The sequence below is a fragment of the Paenibacillus pini JCM 16418 genome (genome assembly GCF_000576305.1).
Lineage (GTDB): Bacteria > Bacillota > Bacilli > Paenibacillales > Paenibacillaceae > Paenibacillus_AQ > Paenibacillus_AQ pini.
The window spans coordinates 100,329-122,681 of the sequence record NZ_BAVZ01000001.1 but is presented as its reverse complement, the minus strand read 5'-3'; the positions used below and the strand labels follow the sequence as shown (position 1 = coordinate 122,681).

Annotated in this window: 16 protein-coding genes, 2 tRNA genes, 1 pseudogene and 1 other annotated feature; of the genes and pseudogenes, 2 read left to right on the top strand and 17 right to left on the bottom strand. The window is 41.9% G+C overall.

Annotation, left to right across the window (positions count from 1 at the left end; all coding sequences use genetic code 11):
• Positions 1-19: 19 nt before the first annotated feature.
• On the bottom strand, positions 20-1,138 hold the full coding sequence (locus JCM16418_RS23425) for a GGDEF domain-containing protein (protein ID WP_052019950.1): 1,119 nt from the start codon (positions 1,136-1,138) through the stop codon (positions 20-22).
• 217 nt (positions 1,139-1,355) lie between these two features.
• On the opposite strand from JCM16418_RS23425, the gene JCM16418_RS00600 reads away from it, so the two are divergent.
• Positions 1,356-1,742 (top strand): cupredoxin domain-containing protein, encoded by a 387-nt coding sequence (locus JCM16418_RS00600; protein WP_036645178.1) that lies wholly within the window; start codon positions 1,356-1,358, stop codon positions 1,740-1,742.
• A 130-nt stretch (positions 1,743-1,872) separates the two neighbouring features.
• Here JCM16418_RS00600 and JCM16418_RS00595 read toward each other — a convergent pair whose 3' ends face one another.
• From JCM16418_RS00595 to JCM16418_RS25525, 5 genes are all read right to left on the bottom strand, one after another.
• Positions 1,873-4,134, bottom strand: a complete 2,262-nt coding sequence (locus JCM16418_RS00595; RefSeq protein ID WP_036645177.1) for a cell division protein ZapA — start codon at positions 4,132-4,134, stop codon at positions 1,873-1,875.
• Positions 4,135-4,246: 112 nt separating this feature from the next.
• Positions 4,247-6,700, bottom strand: coding sequence for a phenylalanine--tRNA ligase subunit beta (pheT, locus tag JCM16418_RS00590; protein WP_036645175.1), 2,454 nt, complete (start codon positions 6,698-6,700; stop codon positions 4,247-4,249).
• A 24-nt stretch (positions 6,701-6,724) separates the two neighbouring features.
• Positions 6,725-7,759, bottom strand: coding sequence for a phenylalanine--tRNA ligase subunit alpha (pheS, locus tag JCM16418_RS00585; RefSeq protein ID WP_036645172.1), 1,035 nt, complete (start codon positions 7,757-7,759; stop codon positions 6,725-6,727).
• A 63-nt stretch (positions 7,760-7,822) separates the two neighbouring features.
• Positions 7,823-8,098 (bottom strand) — a binding site (T-box leader).
• Positions 8,099-8,259: 161 nt separating this feature from the next.
• On the bottom strand, positions 8,260-9,720 hold the full coding sequence (gene abc-f, locus JCM16418_RS00580; protein ID WP_242403667.1) for a ribosomal protection-like ABC-F family protein: 1,461 nt from the start codon (positions 9,718-9,720) through the stop codon (positions 8,260-8,262).
• Positions 9,717-10,025, bottom strand: coding sequence for an ATP-binding cassette domain-containing protein (locus JCM16418_RS25525; protein ID WP_242403666.1), 309 nt, complete (start codon positions 10,023-10,025; stop codon positions 9,717-9,719). The genes abc-f and JCM16418_RS25525 overlap by 4 nt, the downstream gene beginning before the upstream one ends.
• A 500-nt stretch (positions 10,026-10,525) precedes the next feature.
• Between JCM16418_RS25525 and JCM16418_RS00575 the strand changes: the two genes are divergently transcribed.
• Complete coding sequence (locus JCM16418_RS00575) at positions 10,526-10,828, top strand: hypothetical protein (protein WP_036645169.1); 303 nt, start codon at positions 10,526-10,528, stop codon at positions 10,826-10,828.
• Here JCM16418_RS00575 and JCM16418_RS00570 read toward each other — a convergent pair.
• From JCM16418_RS00570 to leuB, 11 genes and pseudogenes are all read right to left on the bottom strand, one after another.
• A pseudogene (locus JCM16418_RS00570) lies at positions 10,808-11,436 on the bottom strand (type 1 glutamine amidotransferase family protein). The gene JCM16418_RS00575 and the pseudogene JCM16418_RS00570 overlap by 21 nt on opposite strands.
• A gap of 86 nt (positions 11,437-11,522) precedes the next feature.
• Positions 11,523-12,485 (bottom strand): helix-turn-helix transcriptional regulator, encoded by a 963-nt coding sequence (locus JCM16418_RS00565; protein ID WP_036645166.1) that lies wholly within the window; start codon positions 12,483-12,485, stop codon positions 11,523-11,525.
• 400 nt (positions 12,486-12,885) lie between these two features.
• Positions 12,886-12,959 (bottom strand) — tRNA-Gly (locus tag JCM16418_RS00560).
• 9 nt (positions 12,960-12,968) lie between these two features.
• Positions 12,969-13,042, bottom strand: a tRNA-Pro gene (locus tag JCM16418_RS00555).
• A gap of 111 nt (positions 13,043-13,153) precedes the next feature.
• Entirely contained in the window at positions 13,154-15,253 is a 2,100-nt protein-coding gene (locus tag JCM16418_RS00550) for a bifunctional diguanylate cyclase/phosphodiesterase (RefSeq protein WP_036645164.1), read from the bottom strand.
• Positions 15,254-15,454: 201 nt separating this feature from the next.
• Complete coding sequence (locus tag JCM16418_RS00545; protein ID WP_242403665.1) at positions 15,455-16,426, bottom strand: aldolase catalytic domain-containing protein; 972 nt, start codon at positions 16,424-16,426, stop codon at positions 15,455-15,457.
• Positions 16,427-16,647: 221 nt separating this feature from the next.
• Positions 16,648-18,186 carry a leucyl aminopeptidase gene (locus JCM16418_RS00540; protein WP_052019949.1) on the bottom strand — a complete coding sequence of 513 codons (1,539 nt, stop codon included), beginning with the start codon at positions 18,184-18,186 and terminating at the stop codon, positions 16,648-16,650.
• Positions 18,187-18,308: 122 nt separating this feature from the next.
• Positions 18,309-19,427, bottom strand: a complete 1,119-nt coding sequence (locus JCM16418_RS00535) for an ATP-binding protein (RefSeq protein WP_036645159.1) — start codon at positions 19,425-19,427, stop codon at positions 18,309-18,311.
• A gap of 325 nt (positions 19,428-19,752) precedes the next feature.
• The gene (locus tag JCM16418_RS00530) at positions 19,753-20,160 is read right to left on the bottom strand and encodes a hypothetical protein (protein ID WP_036645158.1); all 408 of its coding nucleotides are present in this window, start codon (positions 20,158-20,160) and stop codon (positions 19,753-19,755) included.
• Between the two features lie 217 nt (positions 20,161-20,377).
• On the bottom strand, positions 20,378-20,926 hold the full coding sequence (locus JCM16418_RS00525; RefSeq protein ID WP_036645156.1) for a peroxiredoxin: 549 nt from the start codon (positions 20,924-20,926) through the stop codon (positions 20,378-20,380).
• Between the two features lie 270 nt (positions 20,927-21,196).
• On the bottom strand, positions 21,197-22,276 hold the full coding sequence (gene leuB, locus JCM16418_RS00520) for a 3-isopropylmalate dehydrogenase (protein ID WP_036645154.1): 1,080 nt from the start codon (positions 22,274-22,276) through the stop codon (positions 21,197-21,199).
• Positions 22,277-22,353: the final 77 nt, after the last annotated feature.

Genomic DNA, 22,353 nt, shown 5'->3' with positions numbered 1-22,353 from the left:
GAACAGGGGTTGATTTTTGTCATACTGTTACCTTTTTACCCTCAATATCATCTGCTGTAACTACTTTATTCTTGCCTGTTCGCTTAGCTATATACAGTGCATTGTCAGCCTTACGGAATAGAGCCTCTTTCGCATCTCCTATGTGATAAGCACATAATCCAATGCTCACTGTAACTGGTTTACCCATCATATGAGAATGTTCTAGAAGCGATATTTCCTCTCGTATGGATTCAAGTAGTATCTCCGTTTCTTCCAATGTCTTATCTGCAAATATAACAGCAAATTCCTCGCCCCCATAACGTGCAGCGAAATCATTAGGTGTGATAAGAGATGATACTTTAGCCGCTACTTCTTTAAGAACTAAATCACCGACCCAATGACCATATGTATCATTCACTTTTTTAAAATTATCAATATCCATAATTGCAACCTGTAGAAATAGATCATTCTTCTCACAATGTTCCAGTAGAACCTCCAAATACTCATGAAACGTCTTGTGGTTATACAGACCAGTCAGTGCATCTATTTTAATCATTTTGTCTGAAATCGTCTTCTCGACCATGAGCTGCTGTTCAGATTTTACCACAGATTCCAAATGAACCATAAACTCTTTAACTCGGATGAGAATAGTTCGGCCGATCAGCAAACTAACAATAAATATACTTTCAGTCTGAATAAATTCTTGGAATGGTTTATGGTACAAGGAGCGTTCCATCGTAAAATAAATAAGTGCATACATAAAGATCGTAACTATACCAAATCCATATACCATTCTCCGGTTAAAATAAACAACTGAGATCAATACAGGGAGTAACAAAGCCATCTGTGCTCCGTCAACTGTAGGTTCAATAATGAAATAGAATAGATACGACATTAGAAATCCGCAACCAACAATCACCTGTTTAAGATACTTCTCGTCCCAAAAGCGAAGCCAACATTCCACAACTAGCATCATTCCAAGAATCAATCCATTGGATATAAGCGACCTGAGGTTTAAAGTCATCTCATTCATATTTAATAGTAAAAAAACGGCTTGAGCCGCAAAAAACATAATCGTCATAATCCAGTATGCATTAAATATTTTGCGGTGCCACAGGTCATCCAGAATAAAACTGTTCTTGTCGTTTCGAATGTCCATCCCCTACTTTTGGCAAGAATAATAAATAACGTAATGACTATCATGTAAAGTATATCTTAATTACAAGACATTTACATCCTTTTATCCAGCAATATCTATTTCAATAAAAATAGAGCCGTTCACCAATCTTTCAAAACAGCTGCTCACACAAGTACTATTTTTGAGTTATGATGCTATTAGAATTGTCACAATATTCTATAAAATGAGGAGGGTTATTTTGAAAAAGACTCTTGGATTTATGATCTCCTGCATGCTTCTTTTTGTTCTTTCAGCGTGTGGATCGACAAATGATAAGACAACGGCCGATAGCGGTGTAACTGAGACAGGTGTGGCTCCCAGTGAAGAACTAGTTATTAAAGCGACAAACTATGCTTTTGATAAACAAGAGTACCATCTTAAAAAAGGCGTTCCTGTAAAAATCACCTTTGATAATGCTGAAGGTAACCATGGCGTTCTGATTCCTGGACTTGAACTTCAGTTAGATCGCGAACACCCTTCCAAAGTGGTAACCCCAAACAAAGCGGGAGAATTCGAGCTTGCTTGCTCCGTCTTCTGTGGTACAGGCCATACAGCTATGCTAGCTAAGGTCATTGTAGACGAATAGAATATAACTCATATTAATATTATTAAAAAAACAAACCCCCTCATCTAACCTCAGTCCAATGGAACCTTCGTTCCTACTGATGTTAAGAGGGGGTTTCTTATAAGCTTGGACAGCATCTAGCAGGGCGAGGTTAGCTCTGATCCTGCTCGATAAGCTCTATCCATTCATTGTATTCATTCTGTAGTTTCATATATTCATCCTGAAGCTGTAGAAGTTCTTCATGCAGTTTCTCTGTCTTCTCAAGCTGAAGCTCATGCTCAACTTGTAACAAGCGGTGCTGATGTACCACGAGCTCATAGCTCTCACCAACCTGTTTCAGCTCGGCTGTCACTGATTCTTTATCTACCTGAATTTGGTCCAACTGTTGTTCACCTGCGGCAATTTGCTCTTGCCAGATCTCTAATTCCTCTTGAAGTTCCTGTTCTTTGCTACTCCAAGCTTCCTGTGCCGCAAGCATATCCTTAACCTTACTCTGATAGGTTAACAGAGACTGCTCAATGCTGCGGAGCTGTTCTTGTTGCTCAGACTCCCGGTTTACGGATTCATCTAGCTTTCTAGAGAGTTCAGTCAGTTTGGCAATTGCATTCTCTTTCTCATCCTGAAGCATCATATATTCAAGTTCTGCATCCTCTTGACGACGTTTCATTTCTGCATTAAGATTCTGAATTTCTTGATGCTGACGATTCAGCTCCGTGTACTTTTGTTCAACGGCCAGACGCTGTGTGCTTTCTTCATCTGATTGTTCTTTCAGTACACTAAGTTCATCATGTAACGCCTTCAATCCTGTCTCAAGCGTTTCATTCTGCTCATCCGTCTCAAGAATTCTCAATTCCAAATCGTTAATTTCTTCCTTCTGCTTATCGCATAGACTGCGATAAGTGTCAGTTTCCGCAGTAGCTTGAGCAATCTCCTGCTGCAGTCTCTTCGAAGTAGCCGTGTATTCTTCAAGCAGTTGATGTAAACGCCGTAATTCATTTTCAGCAGTCGTTGCCTCCTGCTTCATTTGACTTACTTGCTGAGTCAATTCACCATGCTGTCCCTTAATGGTATGAAGCTCCGCTTTGAGAGCTGCTTCACGTTTCACAACCAGTTGATGCTGATCCTGTAGCTTAGCAAATACATCCTTTGTATGCTTCATTTCCTGCTCAGATCCTTGAAGCTTGGTCTGTAATTGACTACTACTTGTGCGAAGCTCAGCGAGCTGCTTCTGAAGTTCTTGAATCGATGATTGATGTTTGTCCTTCATCTCTTTTACGAAAGTCGTATGAGTCTGTTCAGCTGTATCTAATGCAGATTTGTTCTTCTGGTTCAGTTCTTGCACTGTCGCGTTGTGCTTCTGAGTCAGTTCTTGCACTGTTCCGTTGTGCTTCTGAGTCAATTCTTGCAAGGTCTTCGTGTGTTTCTCATTGAGCTCTTTTACTGAAGAAGATCTGTTCTGCTCAGCTATATCTAGCGCAGCTTTATTCTTCTGGTTAAGTTCTTGCACCGTGGAGTTGTGCTTCTTATTGAGCTCTTGCATCGTGAAGTTGTGCTTCTGCTCGAGCTCTTGCACCATTGAACTGTGCTTCTGATTGAGCTCTTGCACTGTCTTATTGTGCTTTTGCTCGAGCTCTTTCACTGTCTGGGTATGGTTCTCTTCTAGCTCCTGAATCTTCTTAGTATGCTTCTGAGTCATCTCCTGGAGTGTCTTCTGCTGCTCCTGAACGGTTCTCTGCATCTCCTGAACCGTCTTTTGGTGCTTCTGATCCATCTCCTGCTGGGCATTCTTGTGACGTTGTTCTTGTGCTTGCTTGTCACGAAGGGACTGCTCTTCAACCTGCTTCGCTTTTTGGAGAAGAGACTGGTTCTGTTCTTTCTCCTTAGATAAGGATGCGCGGCTTATCTCAAGCTCTTTCGTAAGCGTCGTACGTGTCGTTTCCAACTCTTTACTTAAAGAAGTTTTCGTTTGTTCGAGTTCTCGGGTTAAATTCAGTTTGGTTTGCTCGAGTTCCTTCAGTAAAGATGCACGTTCTTCTTCCCACTGTTTCTTCTCTGCTTCTTTCTCAGAACGTAAACGATTTTGATCCTGCTGCTGTTTGTCTAGGTGTTCCTGATGCAGACTTTGCAAATCCTGCAACTTTGTCAGCTCTGTGCGTAGTTCGCTACGCTCTCCTGTTAGCATCTTGAGCTCGGTACGGATCTCCTGAACCTGCACGGCTTCTTCCGCCATGTGTACAGCCGCAAGGACGGCAAGCTTTGTCGTATCGAGACGTGAATGGCTCTTCGAAATGGTATTCATACGCTCGTCGACGTAACTAGCGACTTTCTTCATGTAATCGGAACTGCTGCCTACAAGTTTATAAGAAGTCCCGTAAATATCTACGGTGACACGTGCTTTATCAGGTAAATTCACAGTGATGCCCTCCTTCATATCTGTGTTGACTCTTAGGTGTCCTATTCTCTGCAAAAAAAATCACATCGAATCTCTATTTTTATGGATTCGATGTGACTGGATTTAATTCCTGCTATTTTCTCAATTCAGCTTGAAAAGTTTGCTCCAGTGCAGCAACGGCATCCGCATGGGCTGCTGTAACTTCTTCATCGGTGAGTGTACGCTCATGATGGCGATACTGAAGTGCAATGGCAATACTCTTCTTGCCTTCGCCAAGCTTACTTCCCGTGAAGACATCAAATACTTGAACGGATTGCAGTAATTCACCTGCCGCTTTGCGAATGGTAGCCAGAAGATCTCCAGCTTCCACACTGCTATCTACGACTACAGCAATATCACGTTCAACCGCTGGGAAACGTTGTAATTCTTTATAACTGACTTCATAGTTCGTGTAGTCATAAAGTGGTTGTAGCAACAACTCAGCTACATATACGTCATTCAAATCACGCTCCTGCTGAAGCTCAGGGTGGATTTGACCAAGGGTACCCACTAAATGCTTATTACCGCTATTTGTTTCAAGATAAATTGATGCCGAACGACCTGGGTGATAGCCCTCAGGTTGGTTAGCCACATATGTGATGGATTCCTGAAGACCAAGACGTTCGAATACCGTTTCAAGAGCGCCTTTCAGATCGAAAAAGTCTACCTTCTGCGGAGTCACATTCCATTGTTTCTGTCCGTTATTGCCTGTAAGAAGCAACGCAAGTACCGCGAGCTCATTAGGCTGAGTTGTTAACTGCTCTTCTTCCGAGAAGAACACATTTCCCATCTCAAACAAAGACAAATCATACTGTTTCCGATTTGCATTATATACTGCTGTATCCAGAAGCTGAGGAATGATGCTCGTACGAAGTACGCTGCGCTCTTCACTCATTGGCATCGCAAGTTTAACCGCGTGGCCTCCTTCGGATTTAAGCGTAGGGAAAAGTGTTGTCAAAGCTGGATGAGTGAAGGAATAGCTAATAACTTCCTGCCATCCTCCATGCGTCATTAATCTGCGAATATCACGACGCAGCGCCTGAGGTCGAGTATAGCCACCTGGCGTAGTTGGGCCTTCAATGGCTGTAGTTGGAATATTGTCATAACCGTACAAACGAGCAATTTCTTCAATGAGATCGACGTCACACATAATATCACCGCGACGCGTAGGTATTCTAACTTCAATCACACCTTGCGCTGTGTCAGCACAAGCGAAGTGCAGACGAGCAAAGATGGTTTTAACCTCAAGCATAGATAAATCTGTGCCCAAATAACGATTCAATTTGTTAAGCGAAAGTACTATCGTCTGCTCTTCAACTTGAGCTGAAGCCGACTCTACAATCCCTGGATGCACCGTGCCTTCTGCATGCCGAGAGATAAGCAAAGCCGCACGATTCAGTGCTGGAATGATTGCTCCTGGGTCTACTTCCTTCTCGAAACGTTGACTTGCTTCCGAACGTAATCCAAGCTGACGGGAGGTCTTACGAACCGTTCCACCATCAAATTTAGCTGACTCCAGCAAAATATTAACGGTATCTGCTGTCACTTCTGAGTTCTCGCCACCCATCACGCCAGCAAGGGCTACAGGCTTCACGCCATCTGTAATCAGCAGCATATGAGACTCTAATTTGCGTTCCTGTCCATCCAATGTCACTAGCGTCTCTCCATCTTTAGCAAGACGAACATCAATCTTACCATTGGTTAGCTTATCAGCATCAAACGCATGCAGTGGCTGTCCATACTCAAGCATGACATAGTTCGTAATATCCACAATGTTGTTGATCGGACGAACGCCAGCCGCCATCAGACGATTCTGCATCCAAAGTGGTGAAGAGGTAATCTTCACACCCGTAATATAACGCGCTGCATAGTGGCTACAGTGTTCTGGCGTACTTACTGTCACTGAAATATGATCCACTGCTGGATCACCAACTTCAACAAGTTCTTTTTCCGGAGAAGGCAGCGTCACATCACGTCCTAGAATTGCCCCCACTTCATAAGCAGCTCCGAACATACTTAGACAGTCTGATCGGTTAGGTGTTAAATCAAAATCAAGGACCTGATCATCTAGTCCAAGGACTTGGCTGATAGGTGTGCCTACTTTTACGGTTGCTGGAAGAACCAGAATACCTTCCTGTTGATCCTTCGGAAGCAGCTTATCATTCATGCCAAGCTCTCTAGCGGAACAAATCATACCGTGGGATGCCATACCGCGAAGTTTCGCCTTCTTGATTTCCATACCATCTGGCATTTTTGCTCCAACAAGAGCGACAGGAACATGTTGACCCGCATCTACATTTTTTGCGCCGCAGACGATTTGTAAGTCCTCTTCCTGTCCTGCATCAACGATACAAACGTTCAGCTTATCTGCATCTGGATGCTTCTCTTTGCTCTTCACATAACCAACAACTACTTTATTAATTCCTTTATTGCGGTTCTCAATATCATCTATTTCAATCCCTGCACGTGTAATCTGCTCAGCTAGTTCTTCAGCCTGCACATTCTCAAGGGACACGTAATCCGCTAACCACTCTGTTGATACCTTCATGGAATTCCCTTCCTTCTACTTAGATTAGATCGTTGCGAATTGTTTCAAGAAAGCCATATCACTATTGTAAAAATGACGAATATCGTCAATACCATATTTCAGCATCGCAATGCGTTCTACACCCATACCAAAGGCAAATCCGCTATATTTCTCAGGGTCATAGCCACCCATTTCAAGCACCTTAGGATGCACCATACCGCAGCCGAGAATTTCAAGCCATCCGCTCTGTTTACAGATCCGGCAGCCGTTGCCGCCGCATTTCACACAAGTAACATCAACTTCAGCACTTGGCTCTGTGAACGGGAAGAAGCTTGGGCGAAGGCGAATTTGCGTATCCGGTCCGAACATCTCCTGCATGAATTGAAGAAGCGTTCCCTTTAGGTCACTCATGCGGATATTTTCGCCAATGACAAGGCCTTCGATTTGGTTGAATTGGAAAGAGTGAGTCGCGTCATCATCATCACGGCGGTATACTTTACCCGGACAAATGATCTTCACAGGAACTTCACCTTGCATGCTTTGCATTGTACGCACCTGTACAGGTGACGTTTGCGTACGCATCAATAGCTCTTCTGTAATGTAAAATGTATCCTGCATATCCCGTGCTGGATGGTTCTTAGGCAGATTCAATGCCTCGAAGTTAAAATAATCCGTTTCAACTTCAGGTCCTTCTGCAATTTGATAGCCCATACCGATAAAGATTTCTTCGATATCCTGAATAACCTTGTTCAACGGATGAATACCGCCTTGTGTCATTTTGCGGCCAGGAAGGGTTACATCCACCTTCTCAGCTTGCAGGCGCTGCGCAGTTTCAGCCTTTTGGAATTCCTGTTGCTTCGCATCAATGACTTCTTCAATCGCACCACGAACCTCGTTGCCGACTTGACCTATAACTGGGCGTTCCTCAGCACTAAGCGAACCCATGCCTCGCAAAATTTCTGTTAAAGCTCCCTTTTTACCTAAATACTTAACACGCAGATCATTCAGAACCTGCACATCCGCTACATCACGCAAATGAGCCAGTGCTTCTTCTCTTAATGCTTGCAGCTTTTCTTTCATCGGTATACTGCCTCCTTCATCATATACAAGCTCTTAGCCAAATAAAAAAGGCCTTCTCTCCCGGAAAGGGACGAAAAGACCGTGGTACCACCCTTGTTAGAAAAACATGCCTTCCCTAGAAGGCCCATATTTCTCACTCAAATCGAAATAACGGCTCGAGAACCGGTATCCTCTAATCATATCTCGCTACGTCTTCATATGAATATAACGCGGCGAAACGGTTCAAGGAACTGCTCCGGAGGGAATTTCGGCAGTCTGTTTCAGTAGAATCGCTCTCAATCTAAGGCGCTTCCTCCCTGTAAAGATGTACTGCTTACTTATCTCCATCATGGCATTTTAATAAATAGTTACTATAGACCATTATTATATGCAAATTTCGCTGTACTGGCAAGTCTCGGGGGACATTCGCTTCATGGATTATAGACTTTCAAGTTTCCTTCTTAATTTGCGGATTTCCTGTATTCTCTCATTATTCTTTTCTTCATCTCCAGAATCCTCACTCAGTATCTGGCGACCTCAAACTCGATCTCAAGTCGTACATTTTCTAGAGATGCATCTTCTTTAAGCATTCCCTTATGTCTGATGATTTGTTGCTCTTCTTCCTCTACCGTTCCTTCGAAAATCTGCGGCTTCTCTTCGGCTGAAAGCGTAAGCAACCTCCCTGCTAGCTTACGAATCAGCATACGGTCGTGTGAGACGACCACGAGTGCCCCCGGGTATGCTCCAAGCGCATCCTCAATGACTTCTCGCGTCGTAATATCCAGATAATTCGTCGGTTCATCCAGCACTAACAAATTGGCTCCGCTGAAATACAGCTGAATAAAGGCCGCCCTACATTTCTCACCCATGCTGAGATCGCCAATTTTCTTGAAGACCGCTTCTCGCGAAAATAGAAAACAGCCGAGAATCGTCCTTGCATGCGTCTCTGTCATGGACGGAAGACGTAGCAAGCTATCTAACAAGGTTTCCTCTTCTCTTAGCCCTTCTAATTCTTGTGAGAAATATCCGATGTTCAGCATCGGATGTTGCCATACCCTTCCTTCGTATGGCTCCTGCTGTCCAAGTAATAATTTGAGAAGCGTTGATTTTCCCGCTCCGTTAGCCCCTCTGACCGCTAGGCGGTCTCCTCGAGATAGAGTCAGATGTAGCTGATCAAACAATGGCTGCTGATCATCATATCCGAAGCTTACATCTTCCAGCCTCAGCAAAACCCGAGCAGTGAAACTGCCTTCGGTCAGCTTCATATTGAGCTTCGCTCCGTCCCTCGGTTTCTGTACACTTACACTTTCGAGCCTCTCCAGCTCTTTTTGCTTAGCATGGTATCTGGAGATATTCTTCAAAGCCTTCGCTTTGTAAAAGCTAGTCGTTATTTTCACTTCATTGTTCGTACTAGCCGACCGTTCAGCCTGAACAAACCACTCCTGATATCTACGGATCGATTCCTCAAGTGCTTCTTTGGCTTGCTTCTGCTTCTTATAGAGCACCTCTTGCTCGCGTAGCTCCCGCTCTTTTTCACGGCGATAATCTGAATATCCACCCTTATACTTTTTCAGCCCATTGGACGTTAACTCACAAATCCCCGTGACGACCCGGTCTAGAAAAGTTCTGTCATGAGATACCAGCAGCACCGTTCCTTCATATCTGTTCAGCCAATCCTCAAGCCAGCCCATGCTTTCCTCATCCAAATGGTTTGTCGGTTCATCTAAGAGCAGAAAGGCAGGACGTTGAAGTAAAAGTGAAGCCAGCCTCACTTTCGTTTTCTGGCCACCACTCAAATCGGCGAATGGACGATCCCATAGCTCTGTACCTACATGGAGTTTCGTTAAATGCTTCTCAACATCCGTCTCCCACTCAAACCCATTCAATACTTCATATCTTTCGAGCAATTGTCCATAATTCTCAATAAGCTTCGTACTGTCGTTAGAGGAAGCAGTACTCATCTCAAGCTCCAACTGCTTCATTCTGCTCTTGATCTGCCATAACTCTCCACTGTCATAGCCAGCGGTTCAAGCGTTGTAAGTTCCATTTCTAAATCAGCGGTTTGCTTCATATATCCCCATTGCGTAAGTGGCAGCCTTCGCTCAACAGTGCCTTGGTCCGGCTCTAATTGCCCGATCAGCATCTGCAATAGTGTTGTCTTCCCTGCCCCATTTTCCGCGAATAATGCTAAACGTTCACCTTCGTAGATCTCAATATGGACCTGCTCAAAGCAGGTTTTCCCATTCCAATCCTTAGCTAATTCGGTTCCTCGCACGATCGTTTTCATAAGTCATCACCCTTTTTTAAAGCTCAATACCACAATCAGTGCTTGATACATGTATCAAGTTGATGAGCGTCCGCTACGCGGATGGATTGTCCTTCCGATCGCTGTTGCCCCCAAATTTTAAATCTACCGCTCTATGCGGAGAAAATTCAGGGGCAAAGGCGACCGCTACGCTTCTCCAAGACAATACCATCCTCTCCGATACGATCAGCGTTTATTTCTATTTTATCCAAGCACTTATTATGAATTTGAGCCTTTTTTTGAATACAAAAAACCGCAGGCAGACGGCCTACGGTAGGGTTGAATGATGGATGTGTATATCAGAAAAAGCAGGGACAACAAAATTGTTGTACCACAAGCGCTATACGGTGAAATAAAGCATGTTCCCGCCTATTTTAGACGCAAAAGCTTTACACACGTATCATCTGAATTGGACACAGCTATCCTCTCCCCTACTTTACGTAGAGACTGCCCGTTCACAAACATGCAGTTCCAGAGAATAGTTGGCTTACTTCATCGGCGGTGTGGTTACCTCTTTTTTCATAAGAATAAAATGCATAGCCCTGCAAGATCACCAAATTAGCGAATCTGATGCAACACTTATGGTTATATTATCAAATTTCTTAGCTTTTGAAAAGTCCGTATCAATATACGATCAACCTACAAATACATCTAAAGATGTACATGATCCTCATGAATTCAACCTTGCGGAAACGAATGAGATTTTAGCCTATGAAGTATCCAATAAAATCACCTTAGATATCGCCCTAAATACGCTACATCAGCTATTTAATCGTACTCATTAACTCGAAGAAGTATCTTGGTTCATGGGTCTGATAAAGATTAAACCATGATTGTAAAGTTTCTGGCGCAAATACATCTAGCACCTTCAATACATGCATCGTAAATTCCAACGGAGCTATTCCTGATGCAGTAACTAAATTCCCGTCCGTTACTGCTGGCTCCATTTCATAATAGGATTCTCCAATATAATGGGGACAAATCATTTTCATATATTCTAAATTGTTGCTTGTATGCCTTCTTGAGTCCAGCAATCCCATCTTTGCAAGTCCCATTGTTGCACCACAAATCGCCGCAACAACAGCTCCTTCTTTTAAAGATGTAGAAGCTTTTTTTAATATAGGTTCGTGAATTGCTTCCGTCCAAGTATTTCCCCCTGGAAGAACTAAAACATCAGTACTTTGCAAAATACACTCATCAACCGAAAGACTTGGTAGGACTTTAAGTCCACCCATTGTAGTAACCGAATTTTTATCAACGCCTACTGCAATTACCTCTAAAGGAGCTAATTCTTTTTTAAAATACCTCCCGAGTTTAGTTCAGCTATTAAATAACCCACCTCCCAGTCTGACATCGTATCAAATATATAAAGATACACTTTTTTAGTATGCATAACATACACACTCCTTTTCTTTTTATAATTAGTCGATATACTTTAGTATAAAAAAACTTTACTGACATCTACCGTCAGTAAAGTTTTTAAATTTGATAATAATGAATTAAGTCATATAGAACTTCAATAAGTTTTTGCTTCAAACTGACGGGTTCAATAACTTGAATAGATTTGCCATAGGGTAATAGTAAATACGGTATATATGTATGAATTGCTTCTTCTTCTAGCAGAAATGTCACTTCCTTTGAAGTCCGCTCTTTGAAATGATGTCCTAAAAACCAATGCTGGCATAAGTTATCCAGCGCACTTGTTTTACCACAAATAACTAAAGGGATAAGTCCTTGCTTACCTTCTACTTCTGGAAGTAAGGTATTCATAAAAAATTCACCCGCTGAAAAAAACGTTGGACGGTTGAAGGTAATTTCGGTTTGAATAATACCGCTAATTCTCCCCACTCTAAAACTACGGATTTCACTCCTTAGATGACAAAATGCAATGACATACCAGTTATTGTTCCAATAAATCATTCCATATGGATCAATAATCCTTCGCTTGGATTGCTCTTCACGACTTGTACGATATTCGATTTCGACAGAAGCTTCGTTTACTCTACCTTGCTCCAATTCCTGTAATATTGGCTCTATAGAGGATCTCCCAATTGGATTTATTACTTCAAGTCCTTCTAAGTGTTGCTTGAGCAATCTTTCCTGCTCTTGATTTGAATACATTTGTAACTTCGATGTCGCTCTGTTTAATGCCTCGCTTAAAAAATAACCAGCTTCTTTTGCAAACACAGCAGCATGAAGTAATGCAGTTTGCTCATCAACATCAAAAAAAAGAGGGCTTTCAATAAAATGATTTAACAGGGTATACCCCCCATTATGACCTGTGTCAGATATAATCGGCACACCACTGACAGAAAGTGCATCCATATAACGGTATACAGTCCTAATATTAATCTCTAACTTTTCAGATATTTGTTTTGCGGTAATTTTACTTCCTGAATTTAACATCCACAGAATCGCCATCATATTATCAATTTTAGACATCAGATTTCACCTCGTATTCACTCTAGTACCAATGGCTAAAAATTAGTATAAGAATCACTTTATAATAATAACATAATGTTTTCCAACTCCTCATTCTTGTTGTTCATTTCTCATTTATGTGGGTAATAATGAACAGCTGAGAAATAAGTTAAAAAAAGGAGTTGATATCATGAGTACATTAATGTGGATTATTATTATTATTGTCATTCTAGGCGCTTTGGGATTCTTCGGCGGAAGACGCCGTCGCTAAGAATTTGTGTGTTCAAAGAGCTTTCACATAGGATATAGACAGAATGAAAGCCCCAAATTAATTTGGGGCTTTTTTGCAACGCTGATTTCAGCAAATTAAATCCTATTGCAACAAAAAAACTTACCAGAGGCAAGGTTTGAATTTAATAATTGGAGCGGGTGATGGGAATCGAACCCACGCTATCAGCTTGGAAGGCTGAAGTTCTACCATTGAACTACACCCGCGTTATCGTATCGGGACGACACGATTTGAACATGCGACCCCCTGGTCCCAAACCAGGTGCTCTACCAAGCTGAGCTACGTCCCGTCGTCTTATGAACAATAACGCTCTTATGAAGACAAGAAATAATATACCATGGTTGAGAATGAATTGCAACCTTTCTCCTCAAAAAAATTCTGAGAATCTAAATATAATGCATCAGTGAACCAAAAAGTTCTTTTCGAACTCCTCTGGTAATATCGGTTTGCTGAAGAAATAACCTTGTCCCTCATGACAACGTTGTTCTCTCAAAAAATGAAGTTGCTCAGCATTCTCCACTCCCTCCGCAGTCACTTTAAGATGTAAATGGTGAGCCATGGAAGTAATCGTTGAAACGATCGCCGCGTCATTATGATCACTCATAACCTCATGTACAAAGGAACGGTCAATTTTAAGACGATCAATAGGTAAGCTTTTTAAATAATAAAGTGAACTATAACCTGTACCAAAATCATCAATACTAATAAAAACACCTAAGTCCTTCAAACGTCTCAATTGATCAAATGCCGTCTCTTTATCGAATGTCATACTCTCCGTAATCTCAAGTTCGACATATTTTGGATCAAGACCGATATCTGCCAAGATAATTCCGATTTGCTCGGCCAAATGCGGCTGGATAAACTGACGCATCGATAAGTTAATGGAAACACAAATCGGCTTATATCCCGCTTCTTGCCACATTTTATTCTGTATGCATGCCGTGCGCAGAACCCACTCACCCAGCGGCACAATAAGTCCACTCTCTTCTGCCAACGGTATGAACTCTTGTGGCGGCACGTTACCGCGCTTCGGATGCTTCCAGCGAAGCAGTGCCTCCATACCTACTAGTTCATTTGTCTCTAGATTAATTAGCGGTTGGTACTCTAAATGAAACTCACCACGTTCAAGAGCTTTACGTAGGTCATTCTCAAGCTTGAGGCGTTCTTTCGCTTTCATTTGCATTGATGGTATGAAATGGCGGACGTCAAGTCCAAAATCTTTGGCATGATGTACTGCCGTATCGGCATGTTGAATCAATTGCTCAGCCTTATCACCATCATAAGGATAAATGGCCATTCCAGCGCTCAATGTAATGTGATAATCGGACTCTTCGATAACAATGGGCGTCTCGAACAATTCCATTAATTCTCTAACCCGACTCATCCCCGTCTCAATACTGTTTAAATATGGAAGAATGAGAGCAAATTCATCTCCTCCCATACTAAATACCTCTTCTTTAGGTAAAGAATTACGCTTTAAGCGATCTCCTACTATGCGTAACACCCTGTCCCCCGCTTGGTGTCCCAGAGAATCATTAATAGTTTTGAATCGGTTTACATTAAAAACAACAACCCCTGCAATCCCAGTTGGAGAAGATTGAATCAGCTTCTCTATCTGATGAGTTAGACGACGTTTATTAGGGAGCCCTGTTAAATCATCATGAAATACTAAATAATTCATCTTAGCTTCAACTCGTTGTTGTTCACGAAACGGATCTTCAATCGTTAGCCGATACACACCTTTAAGTACTAAATAATAGGCAAATCCACAGCTTATAGTGCCCAATAGATAGTTAATATCCTGCACACGATCTGCATTCATCATTAGCGCCTGACCAAGGGCCGAGTATATTAGCGCTCTAATAATAATTAATAAAGAAGGAGCACGCTCCTTGCGTCCCCTGTACATGATGACTCCCATCCCGGAGAGACAGATCATAATAACTCCTACATCACATGCCTTCTTAAGCATATTTAAATCCCCTTGCGCGAGCAAGGAGGGGAGCATACCATGCCAGAATAAGAATGCAGTAACACCCATCGCTAGCAATATAGAGGTGGTTATAAACACAATACTCTTATTTGCCACGCTCACCATTTTATCTTTCAGACTGTAAATCATGAGAATTCCGATCACACTTAATATCTGGGTAATCAACAGCAACCATACTGCATCATCCTGACTCATATGTATACCGAACAATGATACGTTCATAAAACTAAACATCTGCATTAAGTTAAATACAGCAAGACAAAGACATAACGCCGCTGTGTACAGCCTATGCCTCGATAACTTATGAGAGAATAAAAGCCATCCTTGGCTGAAAATAGCGAAACTAATAGCTACACAGACACTACCCACAAGCACATACATGGGCTCGAAGCCATCTTTTCCAAACATTTCTGAAATGAATCCGCGAAATAAAAATATGGCAATAAAAATAGTTAACCCTGATAAGGCTGCCTTGATAGTACGTCTCTCTTCTACTCTTGCTTGCATCAGCCAGTCAACCTCCGGGTTTTATCCAAATTGAATATGAAGCTATCTGTGCTAAATTATTCCACAAATCTTGTCATATTCCTGCTAGATACAGACAATTAATTTTGCACGAAATGGCATGGTTCGACATTCCCCATTTCCCTTATGATTTCACATCAAAAAAGCGTACCCACATGAATGTAAGTACGCTTCTATATGCAACTATTTATTTGAATCGAAGTTCACTTCAGGCGTTGTTAATTTATCATAAAATTCAACAACCTTATCCTTGTCATCCGTAGCACGGAGTGCCATAGCAGATCGTGGATGCTCATCAAGAGCGCCTGTAATCATATAGGGAATGAGGTATCCCCATTCTTCTTTCTCACGCAACGGCACCATATAACGCTCAATAATGTCCAGTACAGGACGAAGCGTATAATGCGTATTCTTCAGATGCGTAACGAGTAATTCTGTTGGACAGTTTCCCGCAGCACGACCCATGCCATATACAGATGCATCAAGCAGTTCAACACCTAACTCAGCAGCAGTTAGCGTATTAGAGAAGGCAAGCTGCATGTTATTGTGCGTATGTACCCCTAAGCGTTTATTTGGCAGATGTTTTTTGAATTTAGCGACTAAATATTCAAAGTCCTTGTGGTCTAAACTTCCGTAGGAATCTACGATATATACAACATCAACCACGCTATCCTTAATCATTTCGAATGCTTCAATTAATTCATTCTCCATTACATTGGAAAGGGCCATAATGTTTATTGTTGTTTCATATCCGCGATCATGGAACGTTTGTACCAATTCCAGAGCTTTGTCCACATCTTTGATGTAACAAGCAACACGAATCAAATCAAGCATGCTTTCTTCACGTGGCAAAATGTCGTTCTCATCCACTCTTCCAATATCAACCAGAGCGGACAACTTGGTTTTACCCTTCTGAGGAATCACTTCACGTAAGAAGTTATCATCTAGAAACCTCCATGGACCCGCTTGATCAGCACCTTTTAACAGCTTAGGAGAGTTCTTATAGCCGATTTCCATGTAGTCAACGCCAGCCTCGTTTAGTCCGGCATATAAATTCTGTACAAATTCGACGCTGAAATCCCAATTATTCACCAGTCCGCCATCACGAATTGTACAATCCACAATTTTACAAGGATTTATTTTTGTTTTCATCATTATTACTCCTTCCGACATAAATTTATATTATTTCATCATACTTGAAGGTTTAAGCAAAAGTAAAGAATATTGTTCATACAAATTAATTTCGATTCAACTTATAAATATCCTGACCTCCCCCTCAACATTGGATTCAATGGATTCGTAACCTAAGCTTATATTTAATCAGTTAAAAACAAGCAATGTCCCCATAAAGGGACATTGCTTTTTAAACGGGATATCTAGTGGGACTTCGTAGCTTCTTGAGCAAGAATCCACTCTAGAATCGTACGAACCATAACCCCAGACGCACCTTTAGGATTGACGCCGCGTTCTTTCTGTAGAAAGGCCGTGCCGGCTATATCCAAATGGAGCCACGGTACTCCCTCAGCAAACGTTCCGATGAAGAGACCTGCCGTAATAACGGCTCCCTTCGGGCCTGTGCTGTTACGTAAATCAGCCACATCGCTTTTTAGCAAATCCCAGTACTCATCATAGGATGGAAACGGCCATACCTTTTCCCCAGAACGTTTGGAAGCGAGAATAAATTCCTGTTGCAAAACTTCGTCATTCGTCACTAAACCAGTGGCAACATCTCCCAAGGCTGATAACACCGCACCGGTTAAGGTCGCCACATCTAACAGTCTTTCAGCGCCTAGCTGTTTAGCATAGGTAAGACCATCGGCAAGGACGACCCTACCCTCAGCATCCGTATTCAATACTTCAACAGTACGTCCGCTGAGCGTCGTAATCACATCTCCAGGCTTATAGGCATTGCCCGCTGGCATGTTCTCAGCGGTTGGAATAACCATTACCACGTTAATGGACGGTTTAAGTACTCCGAGAGCCTGCATAACTCCAAGTACAGCTGCAGCCCCTCCCATATCACTAATCATGTCCTCCATCCCTTGCCGCTTCTTAAGTGAAATGCCTCCGGTATCAAATGTAATTCCTTTACCTACCAGTCCGATAACACCATCCCATTGCTCGGTTCCCTGATACTTAATTACAATCATACGCGGTGGATGAATGCTACCTTTTCCTACGGCAAGAAGACCGCCCATGCCCAACTTATTCAGTTCCTCTTCATCGAGTACAGAGGATTCCATTCCATACTTCTCAGCCACTTCAAGTGCAGCCTGAGCTAAATCTCCAGGCACCAACATGTTACTTGGCATATTCGTCAAATCACGAGCTAAGCACGTCGCTTCAGCATAGGCTAAGCCCTGCTTAATGCCTTGCTCCCACCTATCGGACTCGACTGCCCCAGCTGCGTCTGTTCGGAACAACAGAAGCTGTTTAATCCCCTTATAGGGACTGGAATGCTGTTTATAATGCTTCATACGATATGATCCCAATATAAAGCCTTCACTAATTGCCTGTGCAGCAATTACAGTATTTTGCTCCATCGTAAACTTTTGCATCGTTAAGGGAACTTCCCATGCAAGCTGTTTGGCTTGAATTTTCAGAGCAGCCCTAGCAGCACTAGCTGCGGCATGTCGCAGTTCCTCCGATGACATCGGTCTGTCACCCGTACCAACCAGAATAACCGTACGTTGAGAGCCGCTTCCGTTTCCCGGTAAAGGAAGAGCATGAATTTGCGAAGATTCCGCATTAAATAACTTTCGTTCACTCAATTGCTTCAGAATGGGGGTCCATTCCTTCGAATAGCTCCCTGTTGCCAAATCACTTTGCGATATCAACATAATCAGTGCATCTGCACTTATATCTTTTACTTTCGTATTATCTTTCCAGATAACGGATACGTTTTGTCCTTCCATAGGCAGCCTCTTCCTTTGTCATGAAGTTTGCGGACTTAATCGTATATATTATTCCACGATTGTCCGGAAGCAACTCTTTTGACAAAAAACGTCTGCCTATGAATTTATGGAAATAACAATTATTATCCTTCCTGCGCCTCGACCGTTGGCAGAGATATTATAAACTGAGTTCCATAGCCACATTTACTATCTACTGAAATATAACCTCTGTGATTTTTAATGATTCGGTAGCTGACTGAGAGGCCGAGCCCCGTACCGCTTTCTTTTGTCGTAAAGAACGGATCGAATAGTCTTGTCAACGTATTATGATCCATTCCTTTGCCATTATCTGAAATCTGAATATTCACACTGTTCTGATCTGCACGCGTTCTGATCTCAATAATTCCCTCATGCTCAGGTCCAAGTTCCTCGATTGCATCCATCGCATTTTTTATAATATTAAGAATAACTTGTTTAATTTGTTTCACATCAACCGATATATGTAAAGGTTTAGCCTCATCATGTAGAACAACTTCACAGCCCTTCATAAGCGCTTCACTTTCAGTGAGTAAGACGACTTCCTTTAGAAGTGAAGATACAGCAATCACGGTAGTCTGCGGAGCGGAGGGCTTAGACGAGTTTAAAAATTCATAGATAATATCATTCGCACGATCAATCTCCATTAGAATAATGCGAGCGTATTCATCTTTTCCGAGTTTAACGAGGTGAGGTCTGAGCAGCTGGATAAAGCCCCGAATGGCGGTGAGGGGATTACGAATTTCATGGGCAATGGATGCAGATATTTTACCAAGCATGGCTAATTTATCGTTACGATATGCGGTCTGTTCGATTTGCTTAAAATCCGATACATCCTTAACGCTAAATAAGAAATCACCATCCATTTGTTCCCCATACGTAACGGTAAGCAGCCACTGCCGTCCTGATTCATCACTTAGTTCATGATATTTTTTACGATGAAAAATCGCTTCACGGTATATGCGAAGTATCTTCTTTTTATTAAATCGACTGAGCTGTGGATGTCGTAAAATTTGCTGCAGAGTGCATCCAGTCAAAGATTTCCGGGAAACCTCCAACAACTTTGCCATCTGAACATTAATAAATGTCAAAACACCTTCCCGATCAAACAGGATAATACCGCTATCAAGATGCTCCAAAATATTTTCATACTTATTTTTGATAAGTTGTGAAGAATGAAAAGCCTCGACGGATTGTAACAATGTTTCTTGAATTTCGCTAGACACGATTCTCCTCCTTTGCGTGGTGATTCCAATCGCATGCTTACATTATTTAAATATTCCATTGTTTGGAATTTAGATAGATTAGCTTAATCATAGCGATGGTAAGCGGACAACGTCAATCAGAGAAACTGTCGAAAAAGCTGGTATCGGCGTTCTTAACATTTTAAATGCCTAAATAACTAATAAATCGCTGGATACTACAACTTTTTAAATCAAAAAAAAGCACCCCAATCATTCAGGGCGCTCACTATATCATCAACCAGTCATAATCACTGTCTTATATCCAAATCCATGCTATCCCATCTGGGGTAGCTCATTGCAAAATAAATTAAGCTTTATGCTGTAAACGTAGACGGCGCTGACTCATAACTGCAAGTCTTTTCTTCAATTCACTTTCCCATTTCTCATCTCTGATCTGTTTAGCCACCGTAAGTAAATCAAGAGCCATATCAATCTGATTCTGAACAATATCCTTTGGATCCTCATTCTCGCAATTCACTACATTCTCAAATATTGACTGTTCATCCTCAATCACATAATCCTGAAAATCAACCTCTGGTGCTCCGTCTCCATGCGCATATTCGGCTAAAATTTCATATTCATTCTCAACCTTATAATGAACTTCTACCCGGTGGCACACAGGACAGAACAACAGGGGAACATTATGGACTTGAGTGCGATAATGTTTTAACGTTCCTTTCGTACCTACCATACTCGCTCCACAGCAATAACTCATACCAGTTCACCCTCCTTGATTCTCCACCGTATTATAAAATAATGTATTCGCTTTGAAGGATTGCGATTCCTTTTTTTATTCCCAACTTCTATGCTATATATCAACCTTATTTTTTCATTTTAAAACGTTTGTTCTCAATCTAATAAAAATGCCCTCGGCCAAGTATGTCATAGTAACATAACATAAGGCCAAGGGCTTGTCCAAATTTCAAATTAAATTAGTTAGTAACCAAGTTCTTATCGCCTGGTTTCCAGTTCATTGCACATAGACCACCGGATTGCAATGCTTGCAATACACGGATTGTTTCTTCAACACTACGTCCAATATCATTGTGGTTAACCACTTGATATTTAAGTTCGCCTTCTGGATTAATGATGAACAATCCACGAAGAGCAACGCCTTCTTCTTCAATATAGATACCGTAGTCTTTAGCAACGGTTCTTGTAATATCAGAAGCCAGTGGGAAATTAATTTGACCTAGACCGTTCGAATCTCTAGGAGTAGTGATCCAAGCTTTGTGGCTGTGTACGGAGTCCGTACTTACACCCAGAACTTCAGCATCAAGAGCTTTGAACTGTTCGTAAGCGTCGCTCAGAGCAGTGATCTCAGTTGGGCACACGAATGTGAAATCCAAAGGATAGAAGAAGAATACCAACCATTTACCGCGGTAATCTGTCAAACTTGCTTTACTGAAATCAGCACCATCACCAGTTACTGTTTCCATTGTAAAATCTGGAGCTGGTTTACCTACTAAACGTTCTGCCATGTCTTAAAATCCTCCTTTAAAATATGAAAGAAAAACTAAAGTTTTTCTTGTTTAAATAGTTATATTGTCGAATCTCTATTACATTATAAATGGTATCATCCGTGCAAATCAAAGTCAACATTATATCAGTTATTTATTTATAATAATTATAAATAGTAATTTTAAGTGAACTTTTTTCAACTGTCTTAATTTTAATTATTTAATAGAAGAAACACGAATATTTTCCCATAAAAAGGCACGACTCCAATTCAGCGAGCCGTGCCCTTTTTATTATTTACGAATAGCTGCTACGATGAGATCGCCCATCGCTGTTGTGCCAATCGCTTTGCTCTTATCTACTGCAATATCACCTGTACGATGACCTGCGTTAAGTACTTCAGCAACCGCTGCCTCTATTGCATCCGCTGCATCGCTATAACCGAAGGTCATGCGGAACATTAGAGCAAGTGATAGGATGGTTGCAATCGGATTCGCTAGGTTCTGTCCTGCAATATCAGGTGCTGAGCCGTGTACCGGTTCAAAGAGTCCAAAGCTTCCTTCACCCATTGAAGCTGAGGATAGCATTCCAATGGAACCCGTTAGCATTGCTGCTTCATCACTTAGGATGTCACCAAACATGTTCTCTGTAACAATGACGTCGAAGCTTGAAGGGCGGCGCAAAAGCTGCATAGCGCAGTTATCTACAAGCACGTGTTCTACTTCAACATCTGGATAATCAGGAGCAACACGGTTCACAACTTCACGCCACAAACGCGAAGTTTCAAGTACATTAGCTTTATCTACCGAAGCTAGCTTCTTACGTCTAATTTGAGCAATTTCAAATGCTTGCCGTACAATTCGTTCCACTTCCATCACGTTATATACACAAGTATCAACGGCTTCTTCACCGTGCTCACCTTGGCGTCTAAGCTTGTCTCCGAAGTAGATGCCTCCAGTCAGTTCGCGAACGACCATCAGATCCGTACCTTCTAGTACTTCCGGCTTTAGTGTTGAAGCATCCTTCAAGCAATCAAACACGACGGCAGGACGTAGGTTAGAGAACAATCCAAGTGCTTTACGAATACCAAGCAATCCTGTTTCCGGACGAAGTTCCTTCGGATTGCTGTCCCATTTAGGTCCACCAACAGCTCCTAGTAGGACGGCATCTGCTCTCTTACATACTTCCAAAGTTTCTTCTGGAAGAGGAGTTCCTTTCTCATCAATTGCAATGCCTCCGAAAAGTGCATGCTCTGTTTCAAAAGAATAGCCGAATAGCTCTTCTGTACGCTTTAAGACTTTCTCCGCTTCAGCCACAACCTCAGGACCTATACCGTCCCCGGCAATCACTGCAATCTTTTTAACGTCTGCCATATATATTGTCACTCCTTCTAATATCTTCACTGACTTTATCTTATATATAATGTTTTAACATACCTGGCCCATAATGA

Excerpts from the sequence above, each read along its gene's own strand:
- JCM16418_RS23425 (WP_052019950.1), bottom strand. The coding sequence starts at position 1,138 with ATGGACATTCGAAACGACAAGAACAGTTTTATTCTGGATGACCTGTGG.
- pheT (WP_036645175.1), bottom strand. The coding sequence starts at position 6,700 with ATGAAGGTATCAACAGAGTGGTTAGCGGATTACGTGTCCCTTGAGAAT.
- pheS (WP_036645172.1), bottom strand. The coding sequence starts at position 7,759 with ATGAAAGAAAAGCTGCAAGCATTAAGAGAAGAAGCACTGGCTCATTTG.
- abc-f (WP_242403667.1), bottom strand. The coding sequence starts at position 9,720 with ATGAAGCAGTTGGAGCTTGAGATGAGTACTGCTTCCTCTAACGACAGT.
- JCM16418_RS25525 (WP_242403666.1), bottom strand. The coding sequence starts at position 10,025 with ATGAAAACGATCGTGCGAGGAACCGAATTAGCTAAGGATTGGAATGGG.
- JCM16418_RS00565 (WP_036645166.1), bottom strand. The coding sequence starts at position 12,485 with ATGTCTAAAATTGATAATATGATGGCGATTCTGTGGATGTTAAATTCA.
- JCM16418_RS00550 (WP_036645164.1), bottom strand. The coding sequence starts at position 15,253 with ATGCAAGCAAGAGTAGAAGAGAGACGTACTATCAAGGCAGCCTTATCA.
- JCM16418_RS00545 (WP_242403665.1), bottom strand. The coding sequence starts at position 16,426 with ATGATGAAAACAAAAATAAATCCTTGTAAAATTGTGGATTGTACAATT.
- JCM16418_RS00540 (WP_052019949.1), bottom strand. The coding sequence starts at position 18,186 with ATGGAAGGACAAAACGTATCCGTTATCTGGAAAGATAATACGAAAGTA.
- JCM16418_RS00530 (WP_036645158.1), bottom strand. The coding sequence starts at position 20,160 with ATGAGTTATTGCTGTGGAGCGAGTATGGTAGGTACGAAAGGAACGTTA.
- JCM16418_RS00525 (WP_036645156.1), bottom strand. The coding sequence starts at position 20,926 with ATGGCAGAACGTTTAGTAGGTAAACCAGCTCCAGATTTTACAATGGAA.
- leuB (WP_036645154.1), bottom strand. The coding sequence starts at position 22,276 with ATGGCAGACGTTAAAAAGATTGCAGTGATTGCCGGGGACGGTATAGGT.